The sequence below is a fragment of the Endozoicomonas sp. genome, assembly GCF_031844845.1.
GTDB lineage: Bacteria > Pseudomonadota > Gammaproteobacteria > Pseudomonadales > Endozoicomonadaceae > Endozoicomonas.
Genome location: NZ_JAVRMB020000281.1, coordinates 1 through 13,960 on the forward strand (window position 1 = coordinate 1; position 13,960 = coordinate 13,960).

At 45.0% G+C, this 13,960-nt stretch carries 8 protein-coding genes; all 8 read left to right on the top strand.

Annotated features, from left to right (window positions below; translation table 11 throughout):
* Positions 1-151 precede the first annotated feature (151 nt).
* The 8 genes from RM811_RS15065 to RM811_RS15100 all read left to right on the top strand — a co-directional run bounded on the left by RM811_RS15065 (position 152) and on the right by RM811_RS15100 (position 13,828).
* Positions 152-781 (top strand): Hsp70 family protein, encoded by a 630-nt coding sequence (locus RM811_RS15065; RefSeq protein ID WP_402525829.1) that lies wholly within the window; start codon positions 152-154, stop codon positions 779-781.
* A gap of 900 nt (positions 782-1,681) precedes the next feature.
* Positions 1,682-3,505 (top strand): hypothetical protein, encoded by a 1,824-nt coding sequence (locus tag RM811_RS15070; RefSeq protein ID WP_402525831.1) that lies wholly within the window; start codon positions 1,682-1,684, stop codon positions 3,503-3,505.
* 546 nt (positions 3,506-4,051) lie between these two features.
* On the top strand, positions 4,052-6,310 hold the full coding sequence (locus tag RM811_RS15075) for a protein kinase domain-containing protein (RefSeq protein ID WP_402525833.1): 2,259 nt from the start codon (positions 4,052-4,054) through the stop codon (positions 6,308-6,310).
* Between the two features lie 695 nt (positions 6,311-7,005).
* The gene (locus RM811_RS15080) at positions 7,006-7,812 is read left to right on the top strand and encodes an efflux RND transporter periplasmic adaptor subunit (protein WP_402525835.1); all 807 of its coding nucleotides are present in this window, start codon (positions 7,006-7,008) and stop codon (positions 7,810-7,812) included.
* Positions 7,813-7,825: 13 nt separating this feature from the next.
* Positions 7,826-10,849, top strand: a complete 3,024-nt coding sequence (locus RM811_RS15085; protein ID WP_402525837.1) for an efflux RND transporter permease subunit — start codon at positions 7,826-7,828, stop codon at positions 10,847-10,849.
* A 303-nt stretch (positions 10,850-11,152) separates the two neighbouring features.
* Positions 11,153-11,683 (top strand): hypothetical protein, encoded by a 531-nt coding sequence (locus RM811_RS15090; protein ID WP_402525840.1) that lies wholly within the window; start codon positions 11,153-11,155, stop codon positions 11,681-11,683.
* Positions 11,680-12,864 carry an iron-containing alcohol dehydrogenase gene (locus RM811_RS15095; RefSeq protein WP_402525843.1) on the top strand — a complete coding sequence of 395 codons (1,185 nt, stop codon included), beginning with the start codon at positions 11,680-11,682 and terminating at the stop codon, positions 12,862-12,864. Before RM811_RS15090 ends, RM811_RS15095 begins: the two co-directional genes overlap by 4 nt.
* Before the next feature lie 238 nt (positions 12,865-13,102).
* Complete coding sequence (locus RM811_RS15100) at positions 13,103-13,828, top strand: hypothetical protein (protein ID WP_402525846.1); 726 nt, start codon at positions 13,103-13,105, stop codon at positions 13,826-13,828.
* Positions 13,829-13,960 lie beyond the last annotated feature (132 nt).

The following is a 13,960-nucleotide window of genomic DNA, read 5'->3' on the forward strand; positions in this document are numbered from 1 at the left end:
AATTTATTAGTCCTTTAAAAAGGTTAAAACCACCGGCTTTAGCCGGTCAGCTTCAGCTATGAAAGAATAGGAAAGAATAGGGCATCCATAAAAATATCCATACAATTCTCATGGAAAAATTTATGGATGTCCTGTTCTTCGGGCTGAGTCCATGATTGCCCATACCGGAAAGTTTATCGGCGGTAACGACATGGATATCGCCATTGCCTTTCGGCGATTTATGGCTGAGTTTGGTAAGGGATCCGAACGCCTTGATGGTAAAGAAATACCGGTGGGCTATTTTCTGGATGCGATTGCCATCAATGATGTGGAAGCACAGCGACGGTTTTATGTGTACGACAACCTGAAGACGTTAAAACAACTGGTAGGCAAAGCCAAAGAGCCAGAAAAGGTCAGCCGTTTGATTCAGGTCTATCAGGATAGGCTGGGGTATCGGATTGTTCAGGAAGCGGAAGATACCAAAATCGCTCTTGGCCAAACCAGTCACAGTACTGCCAGGGTTAACTTAACAACGGAATTGCTGGAAATACCCGTCAGTGTGGCTCAGATGGAAGACGCCATTGAGAATCCATTAAGAAGTATTAAAACACTGGTGCAGGAATCAATGATTCAGTCCGGTGTGAAGCCGGATGCCGTTTATATTACCGGCGGCTCTGCCCGTTCCCCGATATTAAGGAAGGCACTTAAAAGCGTGTTGCAAGATACGCCCATCGTCAGTGGTGACTTTGATGGTTCGGTAACTTCTGGCCTGGCCCGATGGGCAGATATCTGTTTTAAGTAGTATGCGCCCGGGTCATTCAGGAATTCTTAAGGTAGGCATTAAGGAACTGTCCTGAAATAATTTCGACATTTTAAACTCATTCTCCGTTCGCCCTGAGCGGAGTCGAAGGGTGCCTGGCACGATCTATCATGGCCCGGAGTTTACGCCCTTCGACAGGCTCAGGACAAACGGAGTTTGGAGGCTCAGAAATGCGGAAGTTATTCCGGGACAATTCCTAAGCTACCTCAAATCGGCTGAAAATAGATATCAACATCCTCTGGCAAGAGATGATGAGGTTTATAAGCCGTAGGTCGGTTCCCCGTTCAGGGGGGCCCGAGGACTCGAGGACCCGAGGGCCTAAAAGCCGACAACTGAGCCATCCGATATCTCCAGGCCTTGATGAGCGCATGGCGGTTGGGTCACGAGTCGGCTTCCTTCGGAAACCGACCTACGTAAAAGAATGAAATGAATGGGAAAGAAATGAATGGGACACCCACAAAAATATCTGTCCTCTGTCCTCTGTCCTCTGTCCTCTGTCCTGGCAATAGTGCGTCGGAAACATAAGGCATCAGAAAAAAGAGTAACTATTCAGCACCTATATCTTGTGTTTTTCAAATAGACAAACAACTACATATTGATTAATGGGGTTTCAGGCCTGTTTATTCTGGTGCGTTTTAGGAAAAATAAATTGGATCTATAGTTCTGTTAATCCTACTAAAAAGAATAGGAAAAAAGAATAGGACATCCATAAAAATACCCATACAATTCTCATGAAAAAATTTATGGATGTCCTATTCTCTTCTTCTATTCTATTCTATTCTATTCTATTCTATTCTATTCTATTCTATTCTATTCTATTCTCTTCTATTCTCTTCATCTTCTATTCTCTTTAATTAATAGAATATAAAACGGATATATCAAATGAATCTTTCACAAAATATTAAAGCTGTTTCTGATGCTTTTTTTAACGGCCATATAGGCTACGATGATAGCCTACAAGAGAAAGGGAGTTTCAGTAGTAAATCTGTAATATCTGATTTGGAAGAAATACACCGTAATCTGTGTCATCTAAATAAAGATAGAGACTCCTCAGAACGTAATAAAGTAGGTCTTCAGGAAAGAATGATAACGTTAATAGATGTATTGCCGTTAGTCTCCGGTGATTCGTATTTTATTAGTCAATTGAGTAATAATGGGCGAAAGTTCTGTGAAAAACCTAAAGAAAATATACCTCCAGAAGTTTCCAGGTCTTTAACCCTATTGAATTTGAAATCTATGACAATGAAAGAGTTCAAAAGTTTCTATCAAGATCTTACACAAAAAATAGGGAAAGGTGAAAGTTTGAATAGTGATGATTGTTGCGTATTCAAATATTACCTAAAAGGCATTTTAAATATCAGACATCCGATAGATGTGAAATCCTTAATCTTCATTATAACCACTATAAGAAATAAAAGTCATATGGATAAGAGTAAAACCCCAAATGACATTTTTTCTCTTTTACTTAGTGAAAGATCTAAAATTATAAAAATTATAAGTGCGATGCAGTGGAAAGACCCCAAACCCATAACGAAAAATGCTTCTTTTCTCTTATATGAGGCTGTCATGAAAGGCGATTTAAAATCAGCATCAACGCTGTTAACTGATGGCGTAGATCCTAACATGGAACCATGGGGTATAGATACTATATACAATGACACTCTGTTTGATCATGCTGTAAAGTCAGGCAATATCGACATGATTAATCTAATGTTAGACAATGGCGCGAAACTAGGCCGGAACCACATTATTACATCTATCACATATCATTATGAAGAGAACGTACCATTAATCAAACTATTGATAGAACGATTTCAACAATCTATCAAGGATGAATGCTATAAAATTATCTATGTTAAATACATATTACATGAAGTGATAGATAGATCCACAGCTGAGGATCAAGGGAATGCTATGATACTCGCTAGATGCATTCTCCCTAAATGTTGGAAAGGTAATGTCGTAGATACAGAATATCTTACGAGGGTTATCGAAAATGGTGCTGAGGAATTCGCCATAATGTTGATAGAGGCATATCATGACGTCAGTTTTATGATGGAGAAATCTTATTCTATCTGGTTAAACGCAGCTGTAAAGTGTGGGGCTAAGGAAGTCGCTAAAAAGCTGATAGAAAAAGGCGCGATTGCAAATGCAGAAGGTAGTAAGGAATTATTTCAATCATTAGAGAAAGGTAACGAACAGCCTTTGCTCGATGAAAAACCCATTTACTTATTACCTGAAGATTCAAAAATATATAAAAAGCTTGCTGATGTTATAAAATCAAAAGAAAATAAAGAAATATTTGTTCGACTGAAACCGCAATTAAATATTGAACTGGAAAATAATATGAATTCTTTCATTAGCTATTTAAGGCATATTGGTATTTTTGATTTCGATCAAAATGGAAATAGCTTTATAGGAGTATGGAGGCAATGCATTGAGGATCATGGTGTTTTTTATAATGACCTAATGAAAGGAAAAAAAATCAGCCCCACTTTTTATAAAAAAACCTGGTTCAAGACACAACCAAAGATCAAACATTACAAAAAGATCGGGCAGGCGCCAACTGTCAGTCAGGTTATAGAAGACTGTAAAAAACAGTTAAAGGATGTTTTATCTGGACCTATTGGCACACATTACGAATCAAGCGATTCGAAAAAACTTAAGGAAGGGAAAGTATGCATAGCAAACGCAAAGAAAGAATAGGGCATCCAGTGTGCCGAGATAAATCGGCAAGAGATTGATGGTGAAAGTTCTTCATCCGGTAAGGCTTAGCAAACCGCAGGAACCCCGAGTCATGGGCGGTTGCCAGTAATGACAATGGTTAAGCGTTGAAGAAGAATAGGATGAAGAAGAATAGGAAGAAGAATAGGACATCCATAAAAATATCCATACAATACTCATGAAAAAATCTATGGATGTCCTGTTCTGATCTTCAAGATCTTCAATGATCTTCAATGTATATCACTGAAAAAATCGGGAATGCCATCCACTACAATTTCTTTAGTTATAAAATAACTTGAACTTATTTCTTGTCTAGTGGTCGAAATATTCGATAGCAAACTATCACCTACTTATAGTCAAGACTCGCTGTTAATGAACTAAATAGATTTTTACTGATAGTTTGGATAGATTATGTCGAAAATTTCTACATCGCTTTCACCTGCTCAGTCTTTAATTGGTCATGGAAATAAACTGCATTCACAGCGCCCTGTTGAGGCTTCATTCTCTAATGGACGGCAGGTTTGCAGTGTGCTCAGTGATCCTATGTTAATAAATAATGGGGTCTTTGAAATAAGGGGGTTAATAGAGCATTCGGTCCAACGTTGTGATGTTGATAATGGAGAAACCAGTCACCCGCATCAGAAAGAAAGCAATGGCGGGCATTCAGATGATCAACCGGAATCACTGATTCGAACCGATAGTACCTGTTTTTTTCGTAGTCATTCGGACAGTCAGTCAAGCTCAGCAAGTAACTCGCAGGGATCCGCAAATCATCAGAGTGTGACTTCGCAAGGAAGGGCAAGAGCACTTGGAATGGTTTCTCAGTCCTCTTCCGGAGGCTCAAGTGGCGCTGGAGGGAGTCCCGGAGGAAGAAAGCCGAATAATAATCCTTTTGGTCGAAAAGAGCCTCAGTCTTCTGTTGACGTTGGCTGTGATAAAGATTCTGGAAAAACCAGGAGCAGAGAAAAAAAGAAGCTAAAGGATACTGAGCTTGAAAGGCTTGAAAGGCTTGAGAGGCAGAGTATTGAGAAGAAAAAACCTAAAGAGTTAAATGCTCATAAAAAAGCAGAGAGAACTCAGTTATTGTTAAAAGCGGAAGAGACCTCAGAAGCTCCTGAACTTGGCTTTTTGGGTGCAGATTTACTACCTGAAGAACCGGAAACAGAGTTTCCACCACTAACTTTAGTAGAGACAGAAAAAAATCGAGAAGAAAAAACAGTTGGATTAACAGATGGTCAGAGGATTAATGTTTTTAATCCAGATGAGTTGGCAAGTCAACTAATGTTTGTTTTTGGTAGAAAAGATATTGATGAGGAAGAGAAAGCTTCATCTGGTTTGGTTGAAAGTGTTTTAGATCAGATATTAGATTCCAATGATATAAGCGATATGCCTGAAATTATAAAAAATGCTTTCATATGTACTGAAGATACTTCATCACAAGATATATGTTATTCTTTTTCAGAAGAAAATATTCCTCCAGAAATAAAAAAAATATTAAAAGAGCTTGTTTCTCTTTATGATGCAAGCGAAACAGATATACCACATTTAACAATAAAAAAGGCATTAGAAGGGCTTGTTTCTCTTTATGATACAAGCGAAACAGATGTACCACATTTAAAAATAAATGAAGCATTAAAAAAGATCGTTTTTCTTTATAATAAAGCAAAAAATGAAGTGTATGATTTGCGGGAAGAATATACAAAAAATCCTGAAAAATTTATCAGCAGACCTTTTGTTAAAGGTGGGGACTCAAAGTACGAGTATCTAGGTCAAGGAGAATTTGGTGTAGTTCATAGCTATTTTACTTCTAGCTATAACGATAAAATAAAGAGTCATAACGTGAATGTAAAGGCAGAAGTTGTTAAAAAAGAACAAAGTAAAAACTCTTCAGATATCGTTATGATGAATGAAGCAGCTTTTCTTAAACCTTTAGACCACCCTAATATTATTAGATTGCTTGATAGTAATCCTCGCTCCCTTACTCTTAAGCATGGTGGTACCACTCCTTTTGAATTGATAAATCGCTATCAATCAAATCGGCTAGAAAGATATATGAAAGAAAAGCTTGGAGTAAACCTCAATGAATATATTTTACAGCCTGAAGATTTTGATAAAGTAACATTAGTTTTGCAGCAAGAGACCCCTCTTACACTATTAGAATGTATTGATAGAAAAAAAGAATTAAAAATGTGGCTATCATCTTGTTTTATTTATTTTTTTAAAGATTCTATTGTTATACGATACTTTAAGGATAAAAATAATAACTCTATTGCAAATGTATTTGCAAAGCACCTTGCTCTTGATATGAATGGAACAAATAATGAGTTTCTGCATAATGATGAAAATAAAAGAAAATGGAATTCTACTGTTTTTGATGATCGTTTCTCACCTTTTACTTTTTTTGAGTGTATATGTATCTTTTATCAGATAGCCCAAGCCATTAAATATTTACATGCTCAGAATATAGAGCATGGGAATTTGAGTATGCATAATATTGTCGTTGATAAAGTTGGTCGTGTGAGAGTTATTGACTTTGATGCAGCAGAATATAAGCCAAAAGAAGGAATATTTTCAGTCGATATTCAATGCTTTAAAAGCATGCTAAACAATATTATTTCTTATAATAAAGACGATCCTTCTTTTCAAGAACATAAAGCTTTTATTGATGAAATACGTAAAGATAAAGATATAGATTCAAAAACGATTGTTGAAAAACTAGAGAGATTCAAACCTTATTTTCCAGAATGGGATTACTCAGATACAGTTGACTTAATTCAAGATAAATAAAATGCTATTTAAATTATTAAAAAGAAATAACTAAAGCAAAGTTTTTTCAATGCTATTTAAATTCATGAGTGTTAATGTTTGCTTCTGAATTAAAAGAAAAAAAGAAGAAGCAAAAATCAAAGACATAAAACAGACTTTGCTGTATTCGAACAGGGTAAATGGCTGAAAAGCGTAGTTCAGGGGCACAATAACTATTTTGCTGTTCCCGGCAATGTTAAAGCACTAAACCAGTTTCGCAGAGAAATTTGCAGAGCGTGGATAAAGGTCTTAAGAAGGCGCAGCCAGAAATACTGCATAACATGGATGAAAATGCAAAAGGTCTTCAAACTGTTTATCTCGAGCGCGAAAATACTCCGCCTATATCCAACTATACGACAGTGTGTCTGATTTGTCGTAGGAGCCGTATGCATTAGTAGTGCACGTACGGATCTGAGCCGGAGGGGTGACGAACCACAGGAAACTGGTGGTGAGTCAACCCTTTACGACGGTCAAAAATATCTGTCCTCTGTCCTCTGTCCTCTGTCCTCTGTCCTCTGTCCTCTGTCCTCTGTCCTCTGTCCTCTGTCCTCTGTCCTCTGTCCTCAGAAAAGATATACAATGCATTCAGTGCTATTGTAACGGCCGCTCCCTGAATGCCCGTTACTGGCCAGCCAGCTTAAACACACCATGAAATCCCGACTGCCCGGATCAAAATCATGCTGCAACGTCCTCTCCTGTTACTGCTCCCGCTGATAGCTTTCCTTTCCACATCTGCCCTGGCACTGGATCTGATTGGCCAGACCCGGGCAAAAAACACCTGGCGCATTGTTTCGGAAATTGAAGGGGTTGTAGCCGGCAGTCAGCCAGAAGCTGGAGACACGATCAGGCAGGGGCAACAACTGGTGCTGATAGCGCCCCGGGACTATCAACTGAACCTGGAGAAACAGCAGGCCAGCCTCACCCTGGGCGACGCCGACCTGGATCTGAAAAAACTGGTATTCGAGCGCTACCAGGAACTGGTCAGCAAAAAGAGCCTGCCGCAAAATGAGCTGGATACTGCAAGAGCTAATTACTTTTCCGCTAAAGCCAGTGTGACTCTGGCCCGGCTGAATCTGGAGGAGGCTAAGCTGGATCTGGCCAGGACCCGCATCAATTCCCCCATTAATGGTTATGTGGTGGAAAAAAACATCAATAACGGAGCCTGGGTGAATCGTGGCGATACCCTGTATACCCTGACCAATATCGATCAGCTTACTGCCCGGCTGTTTGCCAGTGAATACGAACTGGAAAAATTGAGCCTGGGACAGAACGTTACCCTCTGGGCTGAGGCCAGGCTGGAAGAAAAAGTCACTGGAAAAATTGTCCGTATCGGTGTGGAACCGGAGGCGACAACCAGCAGTTACCCCGTGGAAATTGACTTCAATAATCCGCAGCATCGTTTTAAACCCGGCATGTCCATGCACGGCGCCATCGGCAGCAAACCCTCCTATGTCAGTCCGGTTCTGTCGAATTCCGGGGAATAAAGGGAGAGTCACCATGAACCTGATCCGCTTCTTTGCCCAACGCAGTATGCTGGCCAATGTGCTGACCCTGATGGTGCTGTTTATCGGGGCTGGCGTACTGAGCCAGATCCGCACCCAGGAACTGCCGGACGCCGCCTTTCCCCAAGTGGATATTGTCACCGCTTACCCCGGTTCTTCCGCCCAGGATGTGGAACTGAACATCACCAACCGACTGGAAAAAGAGCTGCGCAGCATTGAAGGCCTACGACAGTTTGAGTCTACTTCCGGCAATGGCCTGTCAGAGATTATGCTGGAACTGTCGTCAGATGCAGATGCCGACAAAATGCTCCGGGATATCCAGCAGGCCGTGGACCGGGTCACCAATATGCCTGCCGATCTGCCCAATCCCCCCAGGGTCACCCAGCGGGATACGGCCTCGGGGGAAGTGCTGCGCTTTGGCGTCACCGGCCCTGATGATTATACCCGGCTGCAGAGTTACAGCCGCCAGCTGGAGAAGCAGCTGCGCCAGCTGCCCGGTGTAGGTGCCGTAGCCATGACCGGTTTCCGGGAGCGTGAGTTCTGGATTGAAGCGAACCCGGACAAGCTCAGCCGTTATCAACTGACCCTGGACGATCTGCGTAATGCCGTGGTGAACCGGAACCTGTCCCTGTCCGGGGGGCTGGTGGAGTCCTGGAGCCAGGAGCAGCGACTGGTCACCCTGACCCAGTACCACTCCATTGAAGAACTGCAACAGCTGGTGATCAAAACCCTCCCTTCCGGGGGGCTGGTGCGGTTAAAAGACGTTGCCCGGGTATTCGACAATTTTGAGCAGGCCAGGGAAACCGGCATGATCAATGGCGACACTGGTATTCTATTCAGTGTCAGCAAAACCCCCGGTGCGGATATTGATAACACCGTCAAGGGGGTTCTGACATTACTGGCCTCGGAAACCGCGCGGCTGGATAATCAGTTTGCCTTTCCTGTCTCGGTCAATATTGCTGACGATATGGCGAGTAAATTTAATATCGTGGCCACCAATGGCCTGATTGGTCTGGCCCTGGTGCTGCTGGTATTGACCCTGTTCCTGAAGCGGCGGATTGCTTTCTGGGTGGCTATTTCCATTCCCGTTTGCGTACTCGGCGTGGTAGCACTGCTGCCCATCACTGGTCAGGTGCTGGACAGTATTACTCTGGCGGCCCTGTTACTGGTGATCGGCATTATTGTGGATGATTCGGTGATTGTCGCTGAAGCCATTTATCAGCAGTTTGAAAACGGTCAGTCGCCTATCGACGCAGCCGTTAACGGCATATCATCGGTATTCCAGCCGGTATTGGCGAACCTGCTGACTACCGCTCTGGTGTTTGTGCCCATGTTTTTTTTACCGGGCAGCCTGGGATTACTCACCGTGGTGATTCCATCAACGGTGCTTCTGGCGCTGCTGCTTTCCATGCTGGAATGCACCTTCCTGATGCCCGCTCACCTGGCGCATTCTTTGGCCGGTGTTCCGTCAGTGCGCGGCGGTGGCAGCGGCGAAAAAGCTGACTGGTTTGATCGTCCAAAAGCACTTTATCGCCAGTGGCTGGCGCGGGCCCTGTGCAGAAAAAAGACTGTCCTGGTGGTTGCCCTGCTGACCCTGCTGGGCAGCTTTGCCCTGGTCAGCACCATGAAGATTGATTTTTTCCCCCGGGAAGCCGCCCGCTATATTCAGGTGACCACGGAGGTTAAACCCGGTGCCTTGCTGGAGCAGATCCGGAAAGATCATCAGGAATTAGAAGACGCCTTTCGTGCACTCCCGGACAATGAACGGCAAAGCTTTGAAATGAGTTATGCCAGTCCGGTCAGCACCGGGCGTCTGACCCTGACGCCTTACTCGGAACGGTCCCGTACCGCCGATGAGATTGTCCGGGACCTCAATCAACAGCTGGCAGACAGTCACACCCTGGACAGCATCCGTTTTGATGTGGACGCCAACGGTCCTCCCGTCGGCGATCCGGTGGCCGTCCGGGTGATCAGTGACAATCCGGAAAGCCTGGGCCGGGCCATCAATCAGGTGGAACAGTGGATGCAGAACTATCCCGGCCTGATCAATATCAATACCAGCGATAAACTGCGGGAGCCCCAGTTACAGATTGTCCCGGATTACGACTGGCTGGCCCGCTACCAGCTGACGGTGAACGATCTGGCCAGCACCCTCAGAACCGGTTTTGAGGGCGACACCATGACCTCCACCTGGATCGGCGATGATGAAGTGGATATCCGCCTGATACTGGATGACTCGCACCGTACCCTGGAACAGCTGCTGCTCACCAAGATATTCACTCCGGATGGTGAAGCGGTGCCATTAAGCAGACTGGCAAAGATCAACACCGTCAACGCTCCCCGGCAGATCCTGCATATGAACGGCAGTGTTCAGGTGTTGGTAACCGCCCAGATAGACGACATTGATTTATCCCCTGAGCAGGTGGCAGGGGATCTGCTGACGGCATTGACCCCAAAGATGCCCGGCGATGTGAAGTTAGAGACCGGCGGCGAAGCGGAAGAAACCGGCGAAACCCTGTCCGGGCTGATGGTGGCCTTCCCGGTAGCCATGCTCGCCATTTATCTGGTACTGATGGTACTGTTCAACTCGCTGCTGCAACCCCTGCTGGTGGTCAGTGTCATTCCTTTTGGCTTTGCCGCTGCCCTGCTGGCCCTGAAAGTGCATATGCAACCGATTTCACTGTTTGCCATGATCGGTGTGCTGGGCATGACCGGCGTTATTGTCAACAATGCGCTGGTATTGATCAGCCAGGCCAATGACCTGAAAGCAACAGGCAGGCCTGCCACGGAGGTTATCCTGGATGCCGCCAGCGGTCGGCTGCGCCCCATATTGCTGACCAGCATCACCACGGTAGCCGGATTAACCCCGCTGGCCTATGGTATCGGTGGCACGGATATTTATATGGGACCTATGTCGCTTACTTTGGGCTATGGATTGCTGCTGTCATTGCCGGTAGTGCTGTTTGTGCTTCCATGCCTTTATCTGGTATTGGACAGGGTTATAACAAAAGGTCAATAAATAGCCAGCTGTCTTGAATGGTATGATAAATGCCTTTCCCATCTCTCAGATATCCCCCCTGGAGGTACTAATAGGTTCTATGGGGGCGAGTAGTTCACCACTACAGCGATTTACGCAGGGAAGGTGGCTCAGTCAGAGAGATGGAGAGTTGGCGAATAAAGCGACGGGAGCTTAAAGAGAAATTCCGTGGCTACGATTGTGATGAGTGGCGGCGGAAGTTAAAATAGCCAGCCATATCTGCTGATATGGCTCCGAAATAACAATAATCGTCGTCGTCCGGCAATTTGCTGGCAGGAGTATCCGGTGTCTCCATCTTTACCCCTTTCCTGGCGTATGAAGCGCCTCTACGTTCGTTTTATGCTGGCTTTTCTTGGTCATGGGCTGGCGAAAGCCTGTGGAACTGACCGGGTTATTCGACAGGAAATAGCGTCTTTACCCGAGGGCTTTACCTTTTCCATGGGCGTTATGCCCAGTGGCCCATCCCTTTGTATGAAAAAAGACAATGGTCAACTAAAAGCGGTTAGCAATCATAATAAAAAACCGGATGTTGATATTCAGTTCAAGCATCTGGGGCATGCTTTTGGCACGCTTTCATTTCAGGAAGGAACAGCGGAGGCTTTTGCCAGAGAGAGGATGGTGGTTGATGGTGACATCCCGGCATCCATGAAACTGGTCCGGTGCTTTGAACGGCTGGAAGTGCTGACCCTGCCAAAACTTATTGCTCGCAGGATTATGCGTTATTACCCGGCCATAACCTTAAAAGAGAAGCTGGCGGGTGCCTTGCAAATCTATCTCGGTGTTATCAAAGGTTTTGTGGTGGGGGTGGTGAAATGAGTCGTAACTATTATGAATTTTTTAACCCGGTAAAAATTGTCTCCGGGAATGAAGCCCTGGAGCATATGCCTTATGAAATGGCGAGTCTTGGGGTCAGGAAACCACTGATTATTACCGATGGTGGAGTCTTGCAGGCTGGTTTGGTTGAGCCTGTTAAACAGGCATTGCTGGTTGGTGAGGTTCCTCTCGCCGGTATCTATAGCGACGTACCACCAGATTCTTCAACCAGTGTTGTCTCTGCCATCACTCAGCTTTATCGGGAAAACGGTGCCGACGGTATTATTGCTATTGGTGGCGGGTCGGTTATCGACACATCAAAGGCAGTGAATATTCTTGTGTCTGAAGGTGGCAATGACCTTCTGGCCTACAGTGGTGTTGGTGCACTGACTAAACGACTGAAGCCGTTATTTATTCTGCCAACAACGGCGGGTACGGGCTCAGAAGTGACCAAAGTTGCGGTTATTCGTGATGATGCCAGTGGGCGTAAAGTGCCTTACGGCTCATCCTTTCTGATGCCGGATGTGGCCGTTCTTGATCCGAGGATGACCCTGACACTGCCGCCTCATATCACTGCAGCCACTGCAATGGACGCCCTGACCCATGCAGTAGAAGCTTTTATTGGTACTGCAAAAAATCCACTCAGTGATGCTTATGCAGTGGCGGCTATCAATGGTATACGGGAAAACCTGCTTCGTGTGCTTGCTATGCCTGAAAGTAAAGATGTCCGGCTGAAGCTGGCGGAATCGGCAACCATGGCGGGCATTGCCTTCTCTAACTCCATGGTTGGGCTGGTACACGCCATTGGTCACTCAATTGGTGCTATTACCCATCTGCCCCATGGTGTCTGCATGAGTCTGATGCTGCCCTATGTATTGGAATACAACTTGCCAAAGTGTGAAGCGGTGATAGGTGAGCTGCTGCTTCCCCTGGCCGGTGCTGATTTTTACAGCAGAACACCGGCGGGACAACGACCTGTTGAAGCTATTATGTACATTCGTGCAATGCGGGATGAGCTTTTTGAGAAAACAGGCCTGCCCCGAACCCTGTCAGAGAGTGGCAAGGTTCAGGAGTCTCAGCTGGAAGACATTGCCCGTATGAGCATTGATGACGGGGCACAGCTCTATAACCGGGTGGATGCCAGTTATGAGCAGGTACTGGCACTTTTACGAGCCGCCTGGTAAGCGACGGGCGAGAGAAGCCAGAGGCATTCTTATACTGTCAGCGTCTTTCCCGCGCAGGCGGGAATCTCTCGTGCACAGTGGATCCCCTCCTGCGCGGGGATGACGATGGTATGTTCTTTATTTCAGCTTCCCCAAGGGTTGGATTTCAATTGATCACTAGCTGAATTTTTCCACTTCAACAGGAGTGTACTAGGCTGGTTGTCGAACTTTCCTTTTTGGTGTTCGATTTAAGGACAATATGATGGCGAATCAAATACCGAGCAATATACGCTCGCGGCCAGCAAGCCCTCCGGCTTATAGCGAGCATGAGGATCAAGACACGCTGTTCGCAAATATCTCAACAATACTTGTTGAGCATGTTCGGAGGAAAATGGCAAACACCACCGCTCAGAGAAACAGTGCCGCGGAGTTGGTGAGACCGATGTTAGCGAGGATAATTACTGATATTGGTAATAAGTTTGGCTGTCATTTATTCCCTGGTATCAACATTCTTTCAGCGATAGCTGTTGGTAATCCAACGGAGCCGGACGAGTGGGACTGGAATAAATGGCTTACAGCATTTTATCATGACAAAGATTCAGCGGGCCAATATTTTGAAAAATCAGGCATGAACGTACCTCACAGGTTATTGGAGTATCTGAATAAACGGATGACCAGGGAACAACTATTTAATCTGGTGCAGCATGAAGACGTGGCTACAACTCATGAATGTGTGGCTCATCAGTTCAACCAACTGTTACTCGAAGACAAACGAAAATGCGACGGTCTTTCAAGCGTTTATCAAACATTTCAACAAATGGGTGTACCACTGACACTATTTATCAAAACAATGATCAAGCTCGGGTATCTTACAGAACAAGAGATCAATCATGTATTTCAGTTTAGGGAAGTGCATTCGGTTCGACAGCCTCCAGAGGCTCGCCATGATGACCACGTTAAGTCGGTTAATATGACCAAATATTAATCTCGTTCCCACGCTCTGCGTGGGAATGCATACCGACCCTGACAGGGTGGGGAAAGCTGATTTCCGTATGCATTCCCACGAGGGACCGTGGGAACGAGTTCGGATAGAGCCTGGGTATCTTAAGCTTGCTGG